Here is a 23,809-nt window from a genome sequence, read left to right as displayed (position 1 = left end):
CCGTGAAGTTCCTCCTCTTCTCGGCGATCAACGGCATCGACGAGCCCAACCGGGTCACCGGCGAGCGACCGACGCAGCAGCAACGATTCCGCCGCATCGTCAACGAGGCCGTGCTCGCCGACAAACTCGGCTTCGACGCGTACGGCGTCGGCGAGCGGCACTCCGCCTCAGTGATCAACTCGTCGCCCCCGGTCCTGCTCAGCCACATCGCGGCGCTGACCACGCGCATTCGGCTGATCACCACCGTCACCGTGCTCAGCCTGCTCGACCCGGTGCGTGTCGCTGAGGACTACGCGACTTTGGATCATCTCGCCGGCGGACGGCTCGACCTGATGATCGGAAAAGGCGGTGACGCCGACCAGTTCCCGATCTTCGGCCTGACCGCGGAGCAGGCGCGCGAGAGCCTGGCCGAGCGGTACGAACTGCTGCGCAGGCTGTGGGCGGAAGACGAGGTCACCTGGCGCGGAAGGTTCCGGCCGCCGCTGAGCAAGGTCACCGTCCAGCCGCGCCCGTTCCGGCGTCCCATCCGGGTGTGGCACGCCGGGTCCAGCCGTCTGTCAACCGCGGACACCGCCGCCCGGCATGGCGATGCCCTCTTTTCAACGGCGGGCGGACCGAACAGGCAGCAGTACCGTGCGTTCTTCGAACACTACCGGGAGAGGTGGCAGTTCTACGGACGTGACCCCGGCGACGCGTTCACGGGGATCAGCGGTGGGTTCCTGTACCTGGCGGACACGACGGAGCAGGCGATCAAGAGATTCGAGCCGCACTACGTGAACTATCTGCACACATCGGTCGGCCTCAAGAACGGATCGCCCTACCGCAATCTGCGGGAGTACGTCGACAGCACCCCCAGCCTGATCGGAAGCCCACAGGATGTCATCGAGCGGATTCTGGGCTATCACGCCGACTACGGCAACGAGGTCATCAACCTGCTCATCGACGCGCTGGCCGAGCCGGAGCAGATCGAGCAGCTCGAGCGATTCGCCGCGCAGGTCGCGCCGATCGTCAGAAGCGCGGTCCCGAACCGGCTCTGGGACGACACCACGCCGCCGAGCGTGACGGCCGCGAGCCGTCGATGGTGACGTTCGCCGCCGGCAGAGTGCTGGCGGCGCCGGCGAGCCGTTCGTCGTGACGCTGCGGGCGCCCGGCGGGCAGCTCGTCCGGTCCGGACGCGGAGTGGAACCCGACGCCGCGGCGGACGGACGCGCGCCCGGCTCGTCTCGGTGATGGCCTGCAAATCCGATCGAAAATATGGTGGTTCGATGGCTACGCGACCGAGAGAAATACGGCGTTTCGGACTTCCCTCGGACAGTTATCGATCAGTTCGGGCGCACTGCTGCGTCGATGGTGTCCGATCGACATGTTACGCAGCGTGGCGGAGGGCGGCGGTGCTGCTGCCGGTCGACCCGGGCAAGCGCTGCTCCGTCAGATCAGGACCACGACCTTGCCGCGGACATGCCCGCCCTCCGTCCGCCGGTGTGCGGCGGCGATCTGCTCCCCGGGAAACGTCTCGACCGGCATCACGAGCTTTCCGGCCTCGGCGAGCGCGAGCACCTCGGCCAGCCGGGCGGGGGACCGGGGTGCGAACGCGAGCCGCGCGCCGTATCGCGCCGCGCCCGCCGGGTCGGCGATGGTGCCGATGCGGCTGGGATCGGCCACCAGTTGGGCGGAGGCGGCCAGCGCCTCGCCGCCGATCGCGTCCAGCACCACGCTCACCCCCTGGGGCGCGACCTTGCGCACCCGGTCGACCAGGCCCTCGCCGTAGCGCACCGCAATGGCGCCGAGGGTGCGCAGGTAGTCGTGGTTGGCGTCGCTGGCGGTGCCGATCACGGTCGCGCCGATCTCGCGGGCCAGCTGTACGGCGACCGTGCCCACGGAGCCCGCTGCGGCGTGCGCCAGCAGGGTGTCGCCGGGGCCCACGCCAAGGATGCCCAGCGCACCGGACGCGGTCTGTGCCGCGGCGACCAGCGCGCCGGCGGTCACCAGATCCAGTCCTGCGGGTTTGGGGACCACGTCCTCGACCGGGGCGAGCACGTACTCGGCGCAGCCCGTGCCGTTGACGGAGCCGGCGACCTCCTGGCCGATCGGCGGCCCGGAGACGCCGGGACCCCACGCGTCGACCGTCCCCGCGTACTCGTTGCCCACCTGAGCGGGGAACCGCACCGGGCGCTGGGCGGCGAGGTCGCCGCGCCGCAGCTTGATGTCGAACGGCTGGACGCCGGCCACCCGTACCCGGACGCGCACCTGTCCGGGGCCCGGTTCGGGCAGGTCGACCTCGTCCCAGGACAGCACCTCCGGGGGACCGTACTGGTGAAAGCGGGCAGCGCGGCTCATCGAAACAGCCTCCGGGTTGTCGTCGTGCTCAGCCCGCGCGCAGGAGCGGGCTGGCCTGTGGGTAGTGGTTGGTCTCCACGCGCTCCAGATCGGGATCGGCGTCCAGGATCGCCCGTTGGAGTCGCTGAAGCTGTGCGGAGGGTTCGACGCCGAGCTCCGTGTTGAGCACGGTCCGCAGCCGCAGGAACACGTTGAGCGCGTGGGAGCGTCGCCCCGATCGGTAGAGCGCGATCATGAGCTGGCGGTGCAGGCCCTCGTGCATCGATTGCTGCGAGGTGAGGGCGGTCAGCTCGCTCAGCACCATGTGGTGCATGCCGAGCGCGAGGTCGCACTCGATGCGGCGTTCGAGGGCGCTGAGCCTGGACTCCTCGAGCCGGGTGGCCTCGACGCTCAGGCGGGAGCCGAGCTTGACGTCGACCAGGGCGGGGCCCCGCCACAGCCGCAGGCACTCGGCGAAGCGCCCGCAGGCCGCCTTGAGATCGTTGTGCTGCATGGCCAGGTTCGCGTAGTTCAGGCAGCGGGTGTAGTCGGCCGAGTCCAGGCGCCCGCCGTGGCGGTTGAGCGCGTATCCGCTGTACTCGGTGCGCAGCACGTCCTTGCTGGTGTAGCCGGCGTCCGGCCTGAGCGCCTGCGCGATGCTGCGACGCAGTTGCATGACGTACGTCTGCAGCGTCGTGGAGGCGCTGCGCGGCGGTGTTGCGCCCCATAGTTCCTCGGTGAGCACGGCGACGGGCACTACCTGGTCCTCGTGCAGGGCGAGCAGCGCGAGCACCGCTCGTGGTTTGGCCGCGGATGGTGTGACGTCCCGGCCGTTGATGCGCGCCTGGAAGCTCCCGAGTACACGAACGTCCATGACCCATCCTCCGTAACAAGCCCAGGCCACGCTCTTTGCGTGCCGCGTTGTGGGTGCCGCGCACCCCAGGGGTTGGGCGGGACCGGCAGCGCTGCTGGCCAGCCGACTTTCAAAGATTCGGAAACTGGTGGGATTACGCGTCCGGGTGAGGCTCCGTGGCGGCGCTGTGAGGTCGACATTCTTCACTCCCGCGCGTCATCGGAACCCCTACTGTCGGTGCGGCCCACGAGATGGCAAGCGCCGATCGGTGAGCGGCGAGACCTCAGGATCGCGGCGCAGGCACGTCGGTCCCGGTGCCGACGCCGGTCTCGAGCAGCGGCGCATCCGTCGCCGGGGCGGCGCCGGCCGCCTCGGGGTTCTCCACGGCGGCGCGCGCCTTGCCCGGCAACAGCACGAGGGCCGCCAGTAGCGCCACGAGCGCCACGCCGGTCGCCACCGCGAAGGCGACGTGGTAGCCGTAGGTCAGCCCGGCCGTGTTGCCGGCGCCGCCGTGCCGGGCGGTGGCGCTCGTCGCGATGGAGGCCAGCGCGGCGAGGCCGAGCGCGCCACCGACCTGCTGGGAGGTGTTGAGCAGGCCGGACGCGAGCCCGGACTCCTCCGGCCCCACTCCGCTGGTGCCCGCCACGGTGACGGCGACGAACGCCAGCCCGCCGCCGATGCCGACGAGGATCTCCGGGCCGATGATCTCCACCAGGTATCCGTGGCCGCCGATCCGCGACAGCCAGAACAGGCCGGTGGCGACGAGGAGCAGCCCGATGCCCGCGCCCGCCCGCAGGCTGACCCGGCCGAGGACCTTGCTCGCGTTCATGGCCGAGGCGACGATGACCACCGCGATGGGCAGGAGCGCGAGCCCCGCGCGCAGCGGCGAATACTGGTAGACGAACTGGGTGTAGAGGCTGAGGAAGAAGAAGGTGGGCGTGAACGCCGCCGGCATCAGCACACCCACCAGGTTCGCCCCCCGCAGCGCCCGCCGCCGGAAGATGCCCAGCGGCACCAGTGGCTGGCGCGACCGGGCCTCGACGAGCAGGAACAGCAGGATCAGCGCCACCGCGGCGGCGCCGAGGCCGATTGTCCGGGCCGACGTCCACCCGTAGGTGCTCGCGTCGACGGTGACGTAGACCACGAGGATCAGGCCGGCGGTGACTGTGGCGGCCCCCAGCACGTCGAACCGCCCGCCCCGGGAGGTGGGCGCGCCCGCGGGAAGCAGGCGGGCCGCGAGCAGGGCGGCGGCCAGTCCGATCGGCACGTTCACGGAGAAGACCGACTGCCAGCCCATCAGGTCGGTGAGCACGCCGCCGAGGATGTAGCCCACGGCGCCGCCGGCGCCGCCCACCGCGGCCCAGACGCCGAGCGCCTTGCCCCGGGCCGCCTTCTCCTCGTCGGTGCCGTCCGGGAAGACCACCAACAGCAGCGACAGCGCGGCCGGCGAGGCGATCGCCGCGGTGAGCCCCTGCAGGCCCCGGAAGGCCACGAGCCATCCGGCCGAGGGCGACAGCGCGGCGGCACCGGAAGCGACGACGAACAGGATGAGGGCGCCGATGAAGAGCCGGCGACGGCCCAGCAGGTCGGCGAGGCGCCCGCCGAGGAGGAGGAACCCGCCGAACAGGAGCGCGTAGCCGTTGGTGACCCACGAGAGGTCACTCTGTGTGAAGTGGAGCTGTCGGGCGATGGACGGCAGCGCCACGCCGACGATCGCCGCGTCAAGGATCAGCACGAACTGGGTCACCGCGAGCAACGCGAGGGCCGGACCTGGTGAGGAGGTCCGACCCGGCGACGTGGTGCCGGGTCCCGGAGCAGCGGGCATGGGTACTCCTCGGGTCGAAACGGAACTTCGGTTCAGGACTGTATCGGAACCGGAAGTCCGGTTCAAGTTCGAAGTCTGATACAATCTCGGAGTGATCGAGATCGTTTCCCCCGACGCTCGGCCCCTTCGAGCTGACGCGCGGCGTAACCGGGAGCGAATCCTCGAGGCGGCCAACGGCGTGTTCGCCGAGGCGGGCAGCGGCATTCAGATGGATCTCGTCGCGCGGCGCGCCGGTGTCGGCGTCGGCACGGTGTACCGGCACTTTCCCGACAAGGAGCGCCTGCTCGTCGAGCTGGCGAGCTACCGGTTCCGGGCGTGCGTGCAGGAGGCCGAGCGGGCCCTGATGATCGACGATCCGTGGGCGGCCGTGGAGAGCTTCGTCCGGCAGATCGCCGACCACCGGCTGCTCGACGCCGGGCTGCGCGATGTGCTGGCCATGCTGCAGCCGGGTCGCTGCCACTGCCCGGCCGAACGGGACGAGCTGGTGGCCCGCCTCGACGAGCTCCTCGCTCGGGCGCACCGCGCCGGTGCCGTGCGGCACGACGTGCGGGGTGCTGATCTTCTCGCGCTGATCAGCGGTGCGGGCACGGCGATCGGGCAGGGCATCTACACCCGGCTCGTCGCCGACGTCCTGCTCGCCGGTCTGCGCCCCACGCCGGCCGAGGACGCCGCGTTTCCCGGCGTGGGGGCGGACGCCGCCGGGGACCCGGTTGGCGATTCCCCGGACCGGCCGGTCGCGGTGGCCGGTCACCGTTAGCCACCCGCGGATCCCTACGATCGTGCCGGGGGTTGGCCGCGCCGTCGTACGCCGGTCGCGTGCCGGCGCACGACGGCGCTCGCGCTACCGAACCCGGAATGTCGCCATCATCGCCATGTCCTCGTGCTCGAGGTTGTGGCAGTGCAGGAGGAACCGGCCGGGGTAGTCGGTGAACCGCACCAGCACCGAGACCTTCTCGGCACCGTTGACGAACACCGTGTCCTTCAACCCGGCGTCGTACGGCCCCGGCGGCCCGCCGCCCCGCGACAGCACCCGGAAGCTCGACAGGTGGACGTGGACCGGGTGGTGGTAGTCGGACGTGAACGTCCAGATCTCGGCGGTGCCGAGGGTGGTGTCGAAGACCGGTGCGGTGGGGTCGAAGTACTGCCCGTTGATCGTCCAGCCGTACATGGTGCCGCGGTGGAAGTCGAAGGCGCGGTGGACCGTGACCGACGACGGGTCCACCGGCTCGACGACGGCGAGTGTGTCCGGCACCGCGCTGTCGTCGCGGGCCGAGGCCGTCACGCGGAAGGCCATGACCGACGCGGTCGGCCCGCTGCCCGCGAGGTTGACCAGCTCCACGAGCTGGCCCGGCTTGACGCCGGAGAAGTCCACGACCACGTCGAAGCGTTCGGCCGGCGCGACCGTCAGGCTGTCGTGCCGGACCGGCGTGGCCAGGAGGCCACCGTCGCTGCCGATCTGCACGATCGGCAGCGGGCCGTTCGGCGCACGCAGGGCGAGATCGTAGACCCGGGCGTTGGAGGCGTTGAGGATGCGCAGCCGGTACCGCACGGCGGTGACCTCGTGCACCGGCCACGGCACGCCGTTGACGAGGGTGACGTCGCCCAGCACGCCCTGCGTGTATGGCTCCTGCACGCCCGGCGTGTGGATCAGGTCGGGATCCAGCGCCGGATAGGACAGCGAGCCGTCCGCCGCGAACGCCCGGTCGACGATCATCAGGGGGAGCTCGCGGTCTGCGCCGGGCAGCGGCAGCCGCTCCTCCTCGTCGTCGCGCACGAGGTGGAAGCCGGCGAGGCCCCTCCAGACGCTGGGACCGGTGAAGTCCATCCGGTGGTCGTGGTACCAGAGCGTCGCCGCGGGCTGCTCCATCGGGTAGGTGTAGTCCCGGGTCAGCGTGGTGACGACCGCGCCGGGGTCGTGCGCGCCGTGGTGCGCCGATCCCGACGGCGATCCCAACGGCGCAGGGACGGACGGCGCCGGGACCGGCGGGGCGCCGGACCCGGGCAGCACCAGATCCGTCGGGTAGCCGTCGCTCTCCGCCGGGGTGTGACCGCCGTGCAGGTGCACCACCGTCGGTACCGGAAGCTCGTTGCGGTGCCGGACCACCGTCGGCCGGCCGCGACGCGAGACGATCGTGGGCCCGGGGAACCGGCCGTCGTATCCCCAGATCTGGGTCCGCAGGCCGGGGACGATCTCCTGGGTCGCGACCTTCTGCGTGATCTCGTAGCGGTCCCGCGGCCCGTCGACGGTGGGCGTCAGCACGGGCGGTACCACGAGCGGCAGCCGGTAGCGGGCCGGCAGCGGGATCTCGCTCTTGAGCTGCTGCAGCCCGCTGACGAGCGGGTTCTCCTGGAAGGGGCCGTCGGGGCCGGTAGCGCCGCGCTGCTGCCAGGCGCGTACGCCCAGGCCCGCGCCGCCGGCCAGGACCAGCCCGCCGAGCCCACCGAGCACGGCCCGGCGGGTGACCGAGCGGTTCACCACGGCGCTACGCCGGTGCGCCGGTCAGTGTCACCTGGAACGACTTCGTTTTGTTGCCTTTCAGGTCGTACAACTCCGAGGTGCCGGTCGCGGTCACCTTGTCCTTCTTGAAATCCGCGGTTTGTTGTCCGCGAATGGTCCCGATGATGTTCTCCTTGGTGCTGTCGGCCAGCGGAATCGTGACCTGGAACGTCACCTTGTTGTCCCGGGAGATCTGCCAGAATCCCGTCCCGGGTAGGGTGTTGCTGCCTTCCTGGAGCACCGTGCCGTCGTTGTGGAACGTGATTTTCGCGGTGCCGCTCGACGGCAGCGTGGTCTGCACCTGCATCTGCCAGGCGCCGACCGGAGACGGCGGGTCGTCACTCGAACACGCGCTCGGCAGCACCGCGACGGCGCTGGCCAGCGCCACCGTAACCAGGGCGTTGCGGTACCGGGTCCGCCGGCGATCCGGCATAATTAAGTGCATCGATGGCCTTTCTCGATGTCGGGGAACTCAGGCGCGGGTCGCCAGCCATCGTGATCGTCGCCCCTGGACCGTCACTAGAGCGCCGATAGAGCCGCGGTGGAGGATGGCTCGAGAAACGTGTGGCGGGCCGAATAGGCCGGTCGTCCTTATTGACGCTCGTATTGGGAATGTGTTTGGCTGCCGGCGGCGCCGACCGCACCGACATGTTCGCGGGGCGCCCTTTCTGCTGTGCAGCAATCGCCTGACGGACGGTGTCTCTAGCGTGACCGAAAACATCACCGCCCAATCCCGGGCGGCCGACGCGAACGGGGAGGTGTCTGCGGCGCGGGCAACAACCGCGACGCGCCCCGACGACGATCTCGACCGATACCTCGACCTGCCGGTCACCTCCGGCTTGCGGGTGGGGCGGTGGTGCGCGGTGGCGGTCGTGGGTGTACTGCTCGCCATGGCCGGACACGCGCTGGTCACCAACCCCGCCTGGGACTGGCCGACGGTCGGCGCCTACCTGTTCTCGCAGACGATCGTCAGCGCCGTGTGGCTCACCCTGCAGCTCACCGCGATCTCGCTGGTGCTCGGCTTCGCGCTGGGCACCGTGCTGGCGCTCATGCGGATGTCCGGCACGGTCCTGCTGTCCGGTCCCGCCTGGGCGTACGTCTGGTTCTTCCGCTCCGTGCCGCTCATCCTTCAGCTGCTGTTCTGGTACAACCTCGCCCTGCTCTACAAGGAGCTGTCGATCGGCGTGCCGTTCGGCCCGTCGTTCGTGCGGTTCGGCACGATGGACCTCATCGGCCCCACCGCGGCCGCGGTGCTGGGACTGTCGCTGCACCAGGCGGCGTACGCCGGGGAGATCGTTCGCGGCGGCCTGCTGTCGGTCGACCGGTTCCAGCTGGAGGCGGCGGAGGCGCTGGGCCTGCCGCGGTGGACCCAACTGCGCCGGATCGTGTTCCCGCAGGCGATGCGGGCCATCATCCCGAACGCCGGCAACGAGCTCATCGGCCTGGTCAAGGGGACCTCGGTGGTGTACATCATGGCGCTGCCGGAGCTGTTCTACCAGGTGCAGGTGATCTACAACCGCAACGGGCGGGTGGTGGCGCTGCTCCTGGTGGCCGGGGTGTGGTACCTGATCATCACCACCGTCCTGTCGATCCTGCAGCACTTCGTCGAGCGGCACTACGGGCGCGGCGTGGCCCGCCGGACGCCGGCCGGCCCCCTGGAGGTGCTGCGGAGCCTGGTCCCCGTCGGGGTGTCCGCCCGCGGCCGCCGGAACTGGTCCGACCGCGGGGACGGAGAGGCCGCCCGATGAGCGGCCTCATGATCCGCGCCCGTGACATCCACAAGCGGTTCGGCGCGCTCCAGGTGCTGCGCGGGGTGGACCTGGAGGTGGCGGCCGGCACCGTGACCGTCATCATCGGGCCGTCCGGTTCGGGCAAGTCCACACTGCTGCGGGTGTTGAACCACCTGGAGCGGCCGGACCGCGGGCTCGTCCATGTCGACGGTGAGCTCGTCGGATATCGGCGCCTCGGCAACCGGCTGCGCGAGCTGCGCCACCGCGAGGTGCGCAGGCAGCGCACCAACATCGGGTTCGTTTTCCAGAACTTCCACCTGTTCCCCCACCTGACCGTGCTGCAGAACGTGATGATCGCGCCGCTGACGGCCCAGCGCCGGCCCGAGCCCGAGGCCCGCCGGACCGCGTTGGAGCTGCTGGGCCAGGTGGGGTTGAGGGACAAGCTGCAGGCGTACCCCCGACAGCTGTCCGGCGGGCAGCAGCAACGCGTCGCCATCGCCCGCGCGCTGGCGCTGCGGCCGAAGGTGGTGCTGTTCGACGAGCCCACGTCCGCCCTCGATCCCGAGCTCGTGGGCGAGGTGCTGGAGACGATCCGGAACCTGGCCGGATCCGGTACGACGATGGTCCTCGTCAGCCACGAGATGGCGTTCGCCCGCGAGGTGGCCGACACCGTCGTCTTCCTCGACGAAGGGCGCGTGGTCGAGCAGGGGCCGCCCGAGGCCGTACTCACGCGGCCTGAGCACCCGCGCACGCGCGCCTTCCTCAGCAAGGTCCTCTGACGCCGCGACCGCGCGTCGGTCGACGGCATCAACAACATCACCGAAGGGGAGCTATGTCTCTACCGTTACGTCACGCGCGTGCGCTCCTGGTGGCCGGATGCCTGACGCTCGCGCTCAGCACCACCGCCTGCGCGGACCCGAAGGACCCGACCCCGACCCCGGCCGCAAGTGGCGCCTCGGTGGCCGCCGGCAACCACACCGACCGCGTCCGGGCCCAGAAGGTCGACTCCGTGGCCGCCCGGGTGCCCGCGCCGGTGCGGGACCGCGGCGAGCTTCGGGTGGTGACCATCAGCAACGGGGTGCCGCCGCTCGCGTTCATGGCCGACGACAACAAGACGGTTTCCGGTGCCGAGATCGACATCGCCCAGCTCGTCGCCGACGTCCTGGGACTGCGGATCGCCGTCGAGCAGTCGTCGTGGGAGAACCTGTTCCTCGCCGTGAAGTCGGGCAAGTACGACGCGGCCTTCTCCAACATCACCGTGACCGCACAGCGCGGTCAGCTCTACGACTTCGCGACGTACCGCACGGACAGCCTCGCCTGGGAGGTCGCCGCCGACAGTAAGGTGACCGCCATCCAGAAGCCGGCGGACATCGCCGGCCTCACCGTCGGTGTGGGATCCGGGTCGACCCAGGAGAAGATCCTGCTCGACTGGGTATCGCAGGTGAAGACCGCGGGGCTGCCCGAGGCGAAGATCCAGTATTACCAGAGCCAGGCGGACTACTGGCTGGCGCTCAAGTCCGGCCGGATCCAGGCGTTCTTCGGCCCGCACTCGCTGTCGGCCTACCACGTCCTCGTGGCGAAGGAGACCAAGCTCGTCGGGGTGTACGAGGGAACGTCACGCGGCCACATCGGCGCGATGACGACCAAGGGCAGCGGACTGGCCGACGCGATCGCGGCAGCGCTGAACGAGCTGATCGCCAACGGCAAGTACGCCGAAGTGCTCAAGCGGTGGGGTCTGGAGCACGAGGCGGTGTCGAAGTCCGAGGCGAACCTCTTCCCGAGCGCCTCACCTTCCAGCTGAACACACTGAAGCGGTCGCGCTCACCGGCTGGGGTTTCGGGGACGCGGCCGCGTACCTCACTGCGACGACCGCCGCGCCCGCCGTGACGCTACGGTCCCTGTCCGCGAGGACAGGGACCGTTTGTCACGTCAGCGGGGACGCCGTTCGCCCGCGGTCACGGCGAAGGGCAGGCGATTCTCCGGCGGCGCCAGCGGACACGTGGCGAAGGCGGTGAACGCCGCGGGCGGGTTGGTCGCCCGGTTGAAGTCCACCACCACGTCCGTCGACCCGACGGGAGCCGGGATGACGAGCGCGCGCGAGCCGGCGTTCGTGCTGACACCGCTCGTCGCATCGGTGAACAGCACGACCAGGTTGGGGCCGCCGGCGAAGGCCAGCAGCTCGACCGGGTGGGAGGCCACGACGCAGCGGACGGTGCCGAGCGCGGTGGCCGGGTGCGCCAGACCGGCGACGACCGCCAGGACGGTGGTGTCCCGCGGGGCGTCGAACGGCACGAAGGTCCCGTCGAGCTGCCACGCTGGATCGAAGTCGTAGGTGGGCACGCCGGTGAACCCGAGGCGTGTCGGCGACTGCGGATCACGCACCCGCACCGCCCAGCCGATGTTGTGCCGCATCAACTCGATCCTCCGGTCCGCGACGGTCCACGGTCTCGAGGCGTCCACGATCCGGCTCTCCCCGACGACCGGCTCCCCGTCGCGGGTCAACCCGTCGGCAGCCGTGGCCGAGAGCGTGACCGCGCCGGCGGTGGCCGACCAGGTGCCGGGGGTTTCCGGGAAGCGTCGCGGTGTGTCGTCGAGCCAGTGCAGCGCCACCGGACTGAGCCAGCCGTAGGGCTCCTGGAGGCTGCGGTCACGCTCGGCACGCCACTGCTGCCACCGCACGAACGCCGTGTCGACCTGGGGCGCGCGCTCGTCAGGCGCGCAGGAGACGGGCACCGGGCCATCCTGATCAATGGGACTCACGTGGGTCGTACCTTTCCCGTGTTGCCATGGGGCGCCGAAGGGTCGTCTCACTGTTCCAGGCTCCGCCATATTCCGGCTCGAATCCGGGTCGACGTGCTCGCGCTCCCCGTGACGCGTGACGGCCGCGCCCGGTGGTCCGGGCGCGGCCGTCGTCTGCTGGTGCTCTTCGGTGAGCGCTACTTGCGCACGTAGAGACGGATGTCGTCGACCGAGGCGTCGCCCTCGCCGACATTCGTGTACGGCTGGCCGATCACGAAGTAGTCGGGGTATTCAGAGCCGGCCGGCCACATGTTGTTCCACGTGCGGCTGCCGTAGGGGCCGCGGACCGTCGCGGAGCTGTTGAAGCGGCCGTCGTACTCGTCGCCGGGCACGTTGTAGTGGAAGATCGGCACGTTCTGGGAGATCGTGCCGTTGTCGTTGCGGTCCGTGTCGATGAAGTTGCGGTGGTAGCGGTACGTCGTCTGGCCGACGTGCTTGAAGTTGCCACTGGCCTCGATCGCGTAGCCGGTCTCGTCGCGCTCGATCGCGAACTGGTAGTCCTGGAACGGCATCAGCTCGGGGATCATCTCGGCGGCCGAGATCTGGTTGCCGGCGACCGGCAGTTCGTCGCAGTCGGAGACGAACGTCTGCCGCTGGCTCTGGGGGCCGTTGAAGAACAGCATGTTGACGGTCGTGCGGTTGCTCTCGTTCCACGGGTAGTACTCGCCCGTGGCGGAGTTGCAGACCCTCTGGCGGGTGCTGTCGCGGCTCGGTGCCGGGCTGAACTGGTCGATCAGCACCTTGCGATGCCGGTGGTAGCTGCCGAGGTTGCGCGGCATCGGCTTGAAATCGACGATCGACAACATGTGGAACGAGTTGTAGGAGTGCTGGCTGCCGTTGACGGCCGTGTCCGTCTCGCACGGATCGGACGGCACGATCGGGTCATTCGTCGACAGCGGCCACGGGAAGAACGTCTTGCAGACGTCGGTCTTGTAGCCGTTGAACTTGCCGTCGTAGGACAGCGAGCCGTTGCGCTCGCCGCCGTAGTTGAGCGTCTTGAGCTTGAACTCGATCCGGTAGTAGCGCGGCAGCGGCTCGGTGGAACGGATGAGCGCGCCGCCGGTGTGCTTGGGCGTGGAGATCGCCCCGACTCTGCCCGCACCGGCAACCGTTGCGTTGGTGATCGACGGGCGGTCCGCGACATTGTTGAAGCTGTCGTCGACGCGGCCGCCGCTGTCACGCGCCGACAGTGACGACGTCAGCCAGCCGTTGTGCCCGAACTGGGTCTCCTTGCGCATGGTCTTGAACGTGCCCATCGCGGCGTCGAAGTTCGGCCCCCAGCGCAGCCGGTACTCGTCGCCGTTGTCGTCGTTGAGGTCGTCGATGGGGTCGCTGTAGTCGTCGACGAACCACTCACCGCCCTCAGGGATCGGCTTGCCGAAGTTCTCGACGTACTTGAGCTGCCAGCCCGGGCGCCCGGTGGCATCGCCGGCCCCCGGGTCCTTGCCTGCGCCGACCGCGGGCGCCGCGCCGACCAGCGAACCGAGCAGCGCCGCGACGGCGAGCGTCGTGGTCGCACGCCTGATGCGTTGTGCCTTGAGGGATCTCATGAGCGGTGGACTTCCTCTCTGCCCGAGTGCCTCGGGCACCCTCTAGCACCGTTCACTATGATGAACGGCGATCAAGAATGTGTATATCTACTAGACCGGCGGACCTCACGGATGTCAAGGCTTGCGTGCGAAAGCCCAGCCCCTGGGCGGCTCACGTTGGGTCTGGCCAGGACGAACGATCGAATCGATGGCATGCCGCCGTGGACTGGCGAGTGCCGGATTCGTCGACCCGTTCGAGTAGCTCGATCGACCGGTCGAGCCACCCGGGCCGCGCGCGTCCGGCCGGGTGCGTGCGTGGCCACGGGCGCCACGTGGCGTCGAAGAGGCCGGTGCGCGGCGTTCTGAAACCTCGCTGTAACGCTCTTGACATCGATCAAGCAGCGTTGCAGAGTTGATCGCATCCTTCGCATATTCCGAATTGGATTCGAGTAACTCGAATGAAGAGTGGTAGGAAGTCCCACAGTGTCGCGAAGGCGTTCGAGCTGATCAACGTCATCGCCGAGCAAGGGCCGGAGGGTGTCGGTTTGCAAGAGCTGGCTGCCCGGGCTGAAGTCGTGGCGAGCACGGCGCACCGCTACCTGACGTCGCTGATCGAGCTTGGCATCGTGGAGCGCGACGCCACCGGCACCGGCAGGTACCGTCTCGGGATCGGCCTTGTCACCTTGGCCGGCCGATACCTCGAAGAGGATGTGCTGCGCAAGGCCGCACATCCCTACCTCGTCAAGCTCGCCGAAATCAGCGGGGAGACCGCTCACCTCGGAGTGCCGCTGGGCGGGCGGCTGGTGTACGTCGACAAAGTCGAAAGCGCCAAGTCGGTCCGTCTGGTGTCGCACATCGGCAGCCAAGCCCCGATGCACTGCACCTCTATGGGCAAGGCCCTGCTCTCCCTCGCGAGCCCCGACGAGCAGCGAAAGTTCGTCGCGGGGCCGCTCGAGCGCCACACGCCGAAGACGCTGGTCGGCGCCGACCTGCTCGCCGAGCTGGAGCTCGTCCGGTCGCAGGGCTTCGCCCTGGACGACGAGGCGAACGAGGAAGGCGTGCGCTGCATCGGCGTTCCACTCGTGAACAAAGCCGGGACCGCGGTCGGCGCCATCAGTATTTCCGCGCCGGCCAACCGGTTCAGCGTCGAGGACTGCCGCCGGCTTGCTCCCTCAGCTATTGCGTACGCGGCCGAGATCAGCGCTCGGATCGGCTACGCGGGTAGTCCCTTCACCGTCTCAGCGGGATAGCAGCAACGTGGCCGGACCGAACACGAAAAGGAACGAATCGATGTCAGAGAGCCCTTCCTGGATCGACGTCAGCAACCCTGGCACCGGCGAACTGCTCGGCCAGGTGCCTGACCTGTCCGAGGAACAGGTCATTGCGGTCGTTGCGAATGCCGGGACCGGACAGCGCGCGGTCGCCGCGATGCCCGCCCACGCCCGAGCGGAACTCCTGCTCGACGTCGCGAGCCGGATCGAAGCCGCCCGGGATGACCTCGCCCGCCTGCTCGCGGCCGAGAACGGCAAACCGCTGGCGCAGACGCAGGGAGAGGTCGATGCGGCCATCCGCATCTTCCGCGGCTGTGCCGCCGAAGCGACCAGGATCTTCGGCCGGCAGATCCCGCTGGACGCCGTACCGGGTCTTGAGGCTCACCTCGCGGTCACCGTCCGCGAGCCGCTCGGCGTCGTCGCCGCGATCGTCCCCTTCAACTACCCCGTCGAGCTGTACGCGCACAAGGCCGCGGCAGCCATCGCGGCCGGCAACGCCGTGGTCGTCCAGCCGCCGGCGCGCTGCCCGCTGTCCCTCGTACGGATCGACGAGATGTTCGCGGCGGCCGGCGCACCGCGCTATGCGCACCAGCTCGTCACCGGCGGTGTGCGCGTCTCGCAGCTGCTGGCCGAGCTTCCCGGGATCGCTGCCGTGAGCCTGACCGGCAGCACAACGGCGGGACGGGAGATCGCCCGCCGCGGCGCCGCCACCTTCAAGAAGGTACTGCTGGAGCTCGGCGGCAACGACGCGCTGATCGTCTGCGACGACGCCGATGTGGACAAGGCTGCCGAGGCGGTGGTACTCGGCCGCCTCGCCCGCGGCAACGGCCAGATCTGCTGCGCGGTCAAGCGGGTGTACGTCCACGAGGCAGTCCACGACCGCTTCGTGGACTCGCTCCTCGCCCAGACCGCCAAGCTCTCGGTCGGCGACCAGCTCCTGCCCTCGACGGACGTCGGGCCGTTGATCGCGCAGAGCGCGGCGGTCGCTGTCGAGGCCGCGGTCGGCCGACTGGTTGCGGACGGCGCCACGCTCGCCGCGGGCGGGTCGCGTGACGGCGCCTTCTTCACCCCCACGGTCCTCGTCGACGTCCCCGCGCAGAGCCCGGCGCTCGCGGAGGAGATCTTCGGCCCTGTGGCGCCGGTCGCCCGCTTCTCCGACGTCGCCGACGCGGTCCGGATGGCCAACGAGTCCCCGTACGGACTGCAGGCGGCGGTCTTCACCAGCGACATCACCCGCGCCTTCCAGGTCGCCAAGCGGCTCGACGTCGGCGGCGTCGTCATCAACGGCTCCACCGCGCTGCGCGCGGAGAACCTGCCCTTCGGCGGTACCAAGGAGACCGGTGGCTACCGCGAAGGGATCCACGAGACCGTCACCGACCTGACCCGGCAGAAGACGATGGTCGTGATGGGGGCGTTCACGTGACGCTCGAGGTGCGTGCCGTCCGCAAGGCGTACGGCAGCGTCGAAGTGCTCCACGGGGTGGATCTCGCCGGTAGCGGCGGCGACGTGGTCGCCGTCGTCGGGGCCAACGGCGCCGGCAAGTCCACCCTCATCAAGATCCTTTCCGGGGCCGAGTCGCTGGATTCCGGCGAGCTGTGGCTGGACGGCCAGCGGCTGGCCCTCCGTAGCCCGCACGACGCCCAGGCCGCCGGTATCCGGACGGTCTACCAGGAGCTCACGCTGATCTCCGGGCTCTCGGTGACCGAGAACCTGCTGCTGGGCCGGATGCCCCGCAGGGCCGGCCTGATCGACTGGACCGAGGCACACCGCCGGGCAAGAGGGCTGCTCGACGAGGCCGGGTTCAGCGGTATCGACCCGGCCACCCTGGCAGGTGACCTGACGGTCGCCCGCCAGCAGATGGTCGAGATCGCCAAGGCGTTGGCGTCGGAGCCGCGCGTGCTCGTCCTCGACGAACCGTCGGCGGTGCTTGCCGGCAGCGACCTCGACGCGCTCTTCGCCCTCATCCGCCGGCTGCAGGAGCGCAACGTCCTGATCATCTACGTCTCGCACCGGCTCGCCGAGGTGACCGAGCTGGCGACATCGATCGTCGTGATCCGCGACGGCACGGTCGTCAAGACGACGGAACCGGCCCGCACAAGCGAAGACGAACTCATCACGCTCATGGCGGGCCGCAAGCTCGAGCGCATCTACCCGGACGCGCGACCGGAGCCGGGCGGGGAACTGCTGGCGGTGCGGGGGCTGAGCCGGCCCGGCGAGTTCGAGGACGTGAGCTTCACGCTCCGCGCCGGCGAGATCGTCGGCATGTTCGGGCTGGTCGGCGCCGGCCGTAGCGAGCTCGCCCGGTGCCTGTTCGGCGACACCCGCGTCGCTTCGGGGACAGTGTGCCTCGACGGCGCGCCGGTCCGCTTCGACCGGCCCGCGGCCGCGATCTCGGCCGGGCTGGCGCTCGTGACCGAGGACCGCAAGCGCACCGGGATGGTCGCGTCGATGAGCGTGCGGGACAACATCGCGCTGGCCACCCTGCAAGCGCGAAAGCGTGGCCCGCTGATCGACAGGCGCCGCCAGAAGGCGACCGTCAACGACATGATCGCCAAGTTCGACATCCGCCCCGGTGACTGCGCCGCGCTGCCGATCGCCACGCTCAGCGGCGGGAACCAGCAGAAGAGCATCCTCGCCAAGTGGCTGCTGGCCGGGCCACGCGTGCTCATCCTCGATGAGCCGACCCGTGGCGTCGACATGGCAACCCGGGTGGACATCTACCGGACCATCGACACGCTGGCCCGGTCCGGGCATGCCGTACTGCTCATCTCCTCGGATCTGGCCGAGGTGATCGGTGCGACGGACCGAGTCCTCGTCATGCGCAACGGGCGGATATCCGGCGAGATCCGATCTGACGTAGCGACCGAGGACCAGGTCCTCGGCTATTCGATTCGAGAGGCAGCATGACGTCGAGGCGCTTGACCAAGCCCGCCGAGGCGACGGCCACATCGTCGTCCCGGGGCCTGCGTTTCATTGGTGGTCGTCCCATCACCCCAATGGGCGTATTGGTCTTCCTGCTGGTGGTCCTGGTCGCCGTCATGGCGCTGTCGACCGACGGCTTCCTGTCCGAGCGCAACCTCACCAACCTGCTCAAGCAGATGGTGACCACCGGGCTTCTGGCCTTCGGCATGCTCGTCGTCATCCTCACCGGCGGGATCGACCTCTCGGTCGGATCGGTGGTGGCGTTCACCGGCATTGTGAGCGCCGGACTCATCGCCGACCTGCCGATTCCCGTCGCCATGGCGGTCGCGATCGCCGCCGGCATAGGTTTCGGCCTCATCAACGGCATGCTCATCGCCGGCTTCAACCTCGCACCGTTCGTGGTGACACTCGCGGCGCTGACGACGATCCGAGGCCTCGCGTTCGTCTACTCCGAAGTACCGATCGCCCCCAGTGACCCGGGATTCTTCAGCTTGGGCACGGCGATGCTGGGTCCGATCCCGCTGACCACAGTGATCATGTTCGCGGTCTTCATCGCGGGCGGCATCTTCTTGAGCCAGACGCCGGCCGGCCGCGCGATCTATGCGATCGGCGGGAACGCCGAGACTGTCCGGCTCGCCGGGATCAGCGTACGCAAGCACGTCGTCCTCGCATACGGGATCAGCGGTGCCTGCGCCGGGCTGGCCGGAGTGATCCTCGCCAGCCGGGTCGGGATCGCCCAGCCGAGCGTCGGCGTTGCCTTCGAACTCGACGCCATCGCCGCCTGCGTGATCGGCGGTGCCAGCCTGGCCGGTGGACGCGGCTCGGTGAAAGCGGCGTTCGGCGGAGTCGTCGTGCTCGCACTCATCAACAACCTGCTCAACCTGCACGGGGTGCAGAGCTACTGGCAGCAGGTCCTCAAGGGATTGATCATCGTGGCGGTCATCCTCGTCCAGCGGCGCTCCCAGCGTCGCCGGGCCTGAGTCCGCATCACGGCCAACACATTTAGGAGAAGGAATGCGACTCGGCAACATCGGCGCCCTGTTGTTAGTGGGAACCCTGGGCCTCGGGCTCGCGGCGTGTAGTTCGGACAACGACGGCAGCAGCGGCGACGGCAAGAGCAAGAGCCGCACTGTCGGCGTCGCCAACTTCACCCTCGGCGGCCCGTACTTCAACGGCATGGACCGGGCGATCAAGGCGCAGGCGGAGGGGAAGGGCGTCAAGGTCATCAGCACCGACGCCAACGGCGACGCCGCGAAGCTCGCCGCCAACGTCGAGGACCTGATCAGCCGGAAAGTCGATGCGGTGATCATCTCCGGTGGCCCGCTCGAGTCGGCGCCCGCTGCCCTCAACTCACTGAAGGCGGCCAAGATCCCGGTGATCCTCGTCGACCGCAAGTTCCAGACCGGCGAGTACACCAGCTGGATCGGCCCGGACAACCAGCGGATCGGGGTGCAGGACGGCGAGTTCCTCGCCCAGCAGCTGCCCCAGGGCGGCAAGGTCGCCATCATCAAGGGCGGCCCGGCCGACAACAGCATCGGTCTGGCCCGTACCAACGGCCTGAAGTCCGCGCTCGGCAAGGATTCGAAGTTCACGCTCGTCGAGGCGCCCGACTTCGGCAACTGGGGCTCCGACGGCGGGCTGTCCGTGACGGAGAGCCTGCTCGCCTCGCACAAGGATCTGAAGGCCGTGTTCTGCGAGAACGACGCGATGTGCCTCGGCGCCCAGCGCGCCATCGCCAACGCGAACCTGAGCAGCCAGATCATCATCGCCGGTGTCGACGGCCAGCTCGAGGCGCTGCAGGAGATCGCCAAGGGCGGGAACTACGTCGTCACCGGGCTGAACAGCGCCGACCAGATCGGCCGCCTCGGGCTCGACCGGGCGATCGAGGTGCTCGACGGCAAGAGCGTGGAGAAGGACACGGTTGTCGACTCTCCGCAGATCACCAAGAAGAACGCGCAGGAGTTCATCGACAAGAGCAAGTCCTGAGCCGGGCACGGTGACCGGCGCAGCAGTCACTGCGCCGGTCACCGTGCGGCGTCTGCACGCGACGAGTCGGCAGCAGGCGCCTGAAATCCGAGGTTGCACAACCACTGGCAGCGTAGCCAGCAAGTAAGGAGATGCAGTGTATAGAAGACGGAGACTGAGGGCGCGCCTCGCCGGCCTGGTCATCGGAGCCGTAGCCATTTCGGCAGTGGGCGTCCCGGCAAACGCAGGCGCGGCGGTGAGTTACGCTACGGCCTCGGGCGCGCAGGGCAAGAACGAGTCGCAGGGGAACCGGGCACGCCTCCTCGTAACCGGCGTACGGGCCCTCGACACCAAGTCGTTCGAGATCACCTTCAACAACGACCTCACCGAGCAGATCCGTCAGTTCGTCACCGGAAACCCGAGCTACCTCACGGAGTACATCCGGGTCTCGGGCGGGACGGCGGGGCAACCGGACGGGGCGCTCGACGGCGGCCCGCTCAACAGGATCAGCGGCACCCGTCTCTTCGTGGTCGACGGGGACACGAGCTCGCTGCGCGTGCTGCTGGGCGCGGGTGCGAGCCTGGGCGATTCGCGCTACCAGCTCTGGTTCGACGGCAAGGGTCGCGACCTGGCCGACGATCTGCTCATCGCGGGCGCCAACGGCTCGACCCTGCGCGGGACCACGACCACCCCGCGGGACCTGCGCGGCACGACCCGGCCGGCGGAGAAGGCCTCGATCGCCTCGGCGACGGCCACCGACTCACGTTCGGTCCGCATCGCCTTCACGAACCCGGTCTACGCCGGCATGCCCGCTTCGCGGTACACCGGCACCGGCATCACGGTCACCCGTCCGGACGGCACCACGGTCCGTCCGGCGTACGTCCAGAAGGTGGGCGGCACCAACACCGCCTGGGACCTGACGTTCTCCGAGGATCTCGGCGCGGGATCGCACGCGGTCACGATCAACGGAGCGCAGCACGCGTTGACCACGTCGATCGGCAACCTGGCGAACACGGACGTCGTGTCCGCGTCATTCGAAGGCGCAACCAAGCAGCGTAGCGCGCCGCGGGTCACCGACATCACGGTCAGCGACGAGCGGGAGACGATCGTCGTCTCCTTCGACCGCAAGATCGCCGCGGTCAACGGCGGGAACGAGAACGTACCGCTGGCCGAGACGCCAGGCGGCACCGGCGGCACGACACTCACCCGTAGCCAGCTGCTCGCCGCGGTCGATCTGTCGGGCGTGCTCGAAGGTGCCGGGGACGGCGCCGCGACGCTCGCGCAGAACCTGGAGAAGGTGGCGGCATACGCCCCGGACCTGCACACGCTCGTCATCAAGGTCGAGAAGGGCACCCGGCTGAAGGCGGGCACGCACGGCTCGGTCACCGTCCAGGCGGGTGCCGTCACCGATCTGGCCGGCGTCGGCAACGCCCGCGCGACGGTCGACTTCAAGGTGCCGAACTCCAAGCCGCAGAAGACCTCGTATGACCCGAACGCCGCTGAGTACCTCCGCGTCGACCGGGACGCGAGCGTGACCTTCCGGCACAACGCGTTCGAGTTCACCAACGCGCCGAGTGACCTCTCGGTCCGGCGGGAAAACGTCGAGAACCGGCTGGTGAACGAGAAGATCGACGCGATCCGGGTCGAGAACAAGTACATCGAGGCGACGTTCGTCCCAGGCTACGGCGGCCGCCTGCTGTCGTTGATCTACAAGCCGACGGGGAACGATCTGCTGTACACCAACCCGACCGGCACGCCGTACGGCTTCAACAACAACCCGGTCGGGCGCCCCGGCACCAGCCCCTTCTACCACAACTGGCTCATGGTCTGGGGCGGCATCTTCCCGACGCTGACCGAGGCGGAGCACGGCAAGTACTGGTTCCTGCCGTGGGACTACTCGATCAGCGAGACCGCCGACGCGGTCTCGATCACGATGACCAACAAGGACACCGCCCACTACGCCGACCGGCCGTCGCGTTACGTGTACGGCCCGACCAAGCTCGAGACGGCGGTGACCTACACGGTCGGCAAGACGACGCCGAGCGTGGACATGTCGGTCGCGATCCACAACCCCGGCACCCAGACCGTCTCGTACGAGTACTGGACCTGCACCACGCTCGCGCCGGGTGCCGCTTCCAACCAGGGCTCGCCGACGATGGAGATCGTCTCGCCGGTCAGTGTCATTCAACGCGATTCCGCGTACACCTGGATGGCGAATGTGGAGAAGCCGGCCAACCCGGCGACGCCGAACGACCGCTACCTGGTCCTCGACAAGCTCAACAAGATGGTCAACTGGCGTGGTGACGGCATCGCGTACGGCCAGGGCCTGGCGCAGAACCCGCAGGGCAACTGGTGGGGCGTCATCAACCAGGAGAACGGCGAGGGTGTCGTGCGGGTCGGCGACAACAAGGTGACGCCGGGCATGAAGTTCTGGGAGTGGGGCTTCAACTCCTCGTTCGACACGAACATCTACCGCAACGGCAGCTCGGCGCGTCCGTACATCGAGCTCTGGGCGGGCACCTCGGACCGGTTCTTCCAGGCGGCGAAGATCGCCCCGGGCGCCACCACCTCGTGGACGGAGACCTTCCTGCCGACGATGGACCTGGCCGGCGTCACCAACGCGACCAAGGCTGGTGCCGCCGAGGTGGCCTTCCAGCGTGCCGAGGGCAAACTGACGGTCCGCGGTGACGTTTTCGCCACGCACATCGGCGAGAACCTGCGGGTGGAACTCGTAGACAAGGCGACGGGCCGAACCCTCGCCGGCAAGTCGTTCACCGCGACCGCAGACCAGTCCGCCGACCTCTCCGCGGAGGTGGCCGACGGTGCGACGGTCCAGCTCGTGCTGACCGACCGGGCCGGCAACGTGCTGCTGCAGGCCGAGAAGTCGGCGGTAGGCGCGTAACGTCGCAGTCAGGCAGATGCAGTGTTGGGGCGGCGTCCACGGGGCGCCGCCCCAACACCGTGCCGGGCCGCAGTCACAACCCGGTGAATACGCAGAGCACGATCCGAACCCGAGGTTGCACAACCCAAGAAATGGAGCAGGCAATGCGCGCCGCCAACGATACCGGGTCGGCCCGGGCGCGCGCGGTCGACATAGTTTCCCGCTGCGCGGGACCGGTCGACCACCCGCCGGCAGGAGCTGGCCGCCTCAGGCCGTGGACAGCAGGGCACCCGCGGCCTTGACCTGGTCGACGGCCCGGCGCAGCGCGGCCACGATCTGTTCCTCGCTGTCCGCGCCGAGCCGGGCCACCGGCACGGACAGGCTGATCGCGTCGGTCGCCGGTGACTGCAACGGCACGGCCATCGCGAAGCAGACGATGCCTTCGGTGTTCTCCTCGCGATCCACGGCGTAGCCGCGCGCCCGGACGGTGCTGAGCTCGGCGCGCAGCGCGTCCCGGGTGGTGATGGTGTGCGCGGTCAGAGCCTGCAGCGGCCAGGCCTGGAGTTCGTTGAGGGCGTCGTCGGGGCGGTCGGCGAGCAGTACCTTGCCCAGCGCGGTGGCGTGGGCCGGCAGCTTCCGGCCGATCGCGCTATAGAGCCGCAAGGGGTGTACCGACTCGCGTTTGGCCAGATAGACGACGTGCGCGCCGTCGAGGCGGCCGAGGTGGACCGTTTCCCCGAACTGCTGCGACAGGTCGTCGAGCACCCCGCCCAACAGGCCCACGGTGTCGTCCGTGATGAGGTAGGCGGCGCCGACCTGAAGCGCGCGGACGCCCAGCCCGAATCGGGTTCCGGTGTCGTCGCTTTCCACCCAGCCGCGTTTGGCCATCGTCCGAAGAATGCCGTGCAGACTGCTCTTCGGGATGTCCAGGGCGCGGGACAGGTCGACCAAAGAACGCCGGTGGGGCGAGGCGGCCAGCGCCTCAAGTACGTCCAACGTCCGGCTGGCGGACTTCACCGGTTGGAACGGTTCGGGTGACGGCATGACGGTTACCTTAGATGATTGATGCCTTGAAGATTCACTGGTCATAGGCGCCGTCGGTCCCGTTGTGCCAGATCACGGCGGTCAGGGCGAGGAGTCGCTGCGCGACGCGGACGAGACCCCGGCGAGGGTGCATCCCCGGGGTTGACACCGTGACCAACACCGATATAGTCATGTATG

The 23,809-nt window shown here is 69.3% G+C and carries 19 protein-coding genes; 11 read left to right on the top strand and 8 right to left on the bottom strand.

Features of this window, described 5'->3' with window-relative positions:
• Nucleotides 1-2 precede the first annotated feature (2 nt).
• Nucleotides 3-1,085: an LLM class flavin-dependent oxidoreductase gene (locus AB0M46_RS02255; RefSeq protein ID WP_363332394.1), complete on the top strand. Its 1,083-nt coding sequence runs from the start codon at nucleotides 3-5 to the stop codon at nucleotides 1,083-1,085.
• Nucleotides 1,086-1,428: 343 nt separating this feature from the next.
• On the opposite strand, the gene AB0M46_RS02250 is transcribed toward AB0M46_RS02255, so the two are convergent.
• From AB0M46_RS02250 to AB0M46_RS02240, 3 genes are all read right to left on the bottom strand, one after another.
• Complete coding sequence (locus AB0M46_RS02250) at nucleotides 1,429-2,337, bottom strand: NADP-dependent oxidoreductase (protein WP_363332393.1); 909 nt, start codon at nucleotides 2,335-2,337, stop codon at nucleotides 1,429-1,431.
• Nucleotides 2,338-2,365: 28 nt separating this feature from the next.
• On the bottom strand, nucleotides 2,366-3,190 hold the full coding sequence (locus AB0M46_RS02245; RefSeq protein ID WP_363332392.1) for an AfsR/SARP family transcriptional regulator: 825 nt from the start codon (nucleotides 3,188-3,190) through the stop codon (nucleotides 2,366-2,368).
• 262 nt (nucleotides 3,191-3,452) lie between these two features.
• Nucleotides 3,453-4,994, bottom strand: coding sequence for an MFS transporter (locus tag AB0M46_RS02240; RefSeq protein ID WP_363332391.1), 1,542 nt, complete (start codon nucleotides 4,992-4,994; stop codon nucleotides 3,453-3,455).
• A 91-nt stretch (nucleotides 4,995-5,085) separates the two neighbouring features.
• Between AB0M46_RS02240 and AB0M46_RS02235 the strand changes: the two genes are divergently transcribed.
• Entirely contained in the window at nucleotides 5,086-5,751 is a 666-nt protein-coding gene (locus AB0M46_RS02235; RefSeq protein WP_363332389.1) for a TetR/AcrR family transcriptional regulator, read from the top strand.
• 84 nt (nucleotides 5,752-5,835) lie between these two features.
• Here AB0M46_RS02235 and AB0M46_RS02230 read toward each other — a convergent pair whose 3' ends face one another.
• Nucleotides 5,836-7,473 (bottom strand): multicopper oxidase domain-containing protein, encoded by a 1,638-nt coding sequence (locus AB0M46_RS02230; RefSeq protein ID WP_363332388.1) that lies wholly within the window; start codon nucleotides 7,471-7,473, stop codon nucleotides 5,836-5,838.
• Nucleotides 7,474-7,477: 4 nt separating this feature from the next.
• On the bottom strand, nucleotides 7,478-7,879 hold the full coding sequence (locus tag AB0M46_RS02225) for a hypothetical protein (RefSeq protein WP_363332387.1): 402 nt from the start codon (nucleotides 7,877-7,879) through the stop codon (nucleotides 7,478-7,480).
• A 319-nt stretch (nucleotides 7,880-8,198) separates the two neighbouring features.
• Between AB0M46_RS02225 and AB0M46_RS02220 the strand changes: the two genes are divergently transcribed.
• From AB0M46_RS02220 to AB0M46_RS02210, 3 genes are all read left to right on the top strand, one after another.
• Nucleotides 8,199-9,239, top strand: a complete 1,041-nt coding sequence (locus AB0M46_RS02220) for an amino acid ABC transporter permease (RefSeq protein WP_363332386.1) — start codon at nucleotides 8,199-8,201, stop codon at nucleotides 9,237-9,239.
• The gene (locus AB0M46_RS02215; RefSeq protein WP_363332385.1) at nucleotides 9,236-10,000 is read left to right on the top strand and encodes an amino acid ABC transporter ATP-binding protein; all 765 of its coding nucleotides are present in this window, start codon (nucleotides 9,236-9,238) and stop codon (nucleotides 9,998-10,000) included. The genes AB0M46_RS02220 and AB0M46_RS02215 overlap by 4 nt, the downstream gene beginning before the upstream one ends.
• 89 nt (nucleotides 10,001-10,089) lie before the next feature.
• Complete coding sequence (locus tag AB0M46_RS02210; RefSeq protein ID WP_363332384.1) at nucleotides 10,090-11,022, top strand: ABC transporter substrate-binding protein; 933 nt, start codon at nucleotides 10,090-10,092, stop codon at nucleotides 11,020-11,022.
• A gap of 128 nt (nucleotides 11,023-11,150) precedes the next feature.
• Here AB0M46_RS02210 and AB0M46_RS02205 read toward each other — a convergent pair whose 3' ends face one another.
• The gene (locus AB0M46_RS02205) at nucleotides 11,151-11,981 is read right to left on the bottom strand and encodes a DUF1684 domain-containing protein (RefSeq protein WP_363332383.1); all 831 of its coding nucleotides are present in this window, start codon (nucleotides 11,979-11,981) and stop codon (nucleotides 11,151-11,153) included.
• Between the two features lie 176 nt (nucleotides 11,982-12,157).
• Nucleotides 12,158-13,570, bottom strand: coding sequence for a hypothetical protein (locus AB0M46_RS02200; protein ID WP_363332382.1), 1,413 nt, complete (start codon nucleotides 13,568-13,570; stop codon nucleotides 12,158-12,160).
• A 437-nt stretch (nucleotides 13,571-14,007) separates the two neighbouring features.
• Here AB0M46_RS02200 and AB0M46_RS02195 point away from each other — a divergent pair, with 437 nt between their 5' ends.
• The 6 genes from AB0M46_RS02195 (at nucleotide 14,008) to AB0M46_RS02170 (ending at nucleotide 22,609) form a co-directional block, all read left to right on the top strand.
• Complete coding sequence (locus AB0M46_RS02195; RefSeq protein ID WP_363332380.1) at nucleotides 14,008-14,799, top strand: IclR family transcriptional regulator; 792 nt, start codon at nucleotides 14,008-14,010, stop codon at nucleotides 14,797-14,799.
• Between the two features lie 40 nt (nucleotides 14,800-14,839).
• Nucleotides 14,840-16,243, top strand: coding sequence for an aldehyde dehydrogenase family protein (locus AB0M46_RS02190; RefSeq protein ID WP_363332379.1), 1,404 nt, complete (start codon nucleotides 14,840-14,842; stop codon nucleotides 16,241-16,243).
• Nucleotides 16,240-17,727: a sugar ABC transporter ATP-binding protein gene (locus AB0M46_RS02185; RefSeq protein WP_363332378.1), complete on the top strand. Its 1,488-nt coding sequence runs from the start codon at nucleotides 16,240-16,242 to the stop codon at nucleotides 17,725-17,727. Before AB0M46_RS02190 ends, AB0M46_RS02185 begins: the two co-directional genes overlap by 4 nt.
• Nucleotides 17,728-17,738: 11 nt before the next feature.
• Complete coding sequence (locus tag AB0M46_RS02180; protein ID WP_363332377.1) at nucleotides 17,739-18,722, top strand: ABC transporter permease; 984 nt, start codon at nucleotides 17,739-17,741, stop codon at nucleotides 18,720-18,722.
• Nucleotides 18,723-18,756: 34 nt separating this feature from the next.
• Complete coding sequence (locus AB0M46_RS02175; RefSeq protein ID WP_363332375.1) at nucleotides 18,757-19,728, top strand: substrate-binding domain-containing protein; 972 nt, start codon at nucleotides 18,757-18,759, stop codon at nucleotides 19,726-19,728.
• 235 nt (nucleotides 19,729-19,963) lie between these two features.
• Nucleotides 19,964-22,609: a DUF5107 domain-containing protein gene (locus tag AB0M46_RS02170; RefSeq protein ID WP_363332374.1), complete on the top strand. Its 2,646-nt coding sequence runs from the start codon at nucleotides 19,964-19,966 to the stop codon at nucleotides 22,607-22,609.
• 246 nt (nucleotides 22,610-22,855) lie between these two features.
• On the opposite strand, the gene AB0M46_RS02165 is transcribed toward AB0M46_RS02170, so the two are convergent.
• Entirely contained in the window at nucleotides 22,856-23,632 is a 777-nt protein-coding gene (locus AB0M46_RS02165) for an IclR family transcriptional regulator (protein WP_363332373.1), read from the bottom strand.
• Between the last annotated feature and the right edge of the window lie 177 nt (nucleotides 23,633-23,809).

It is taken from the genome of Dactylosporangium sp. NPDC051485, from assembly GCF_040682015.1.
Lineage (GTDB): Bacteria > Actinomycetota > Actinomycetes > Mycobacteriales > Micromonosporaceae > Dactylosporangium.
This window is presented reverse-complemented; position numbering and strand designations above follow the sequence as displayed.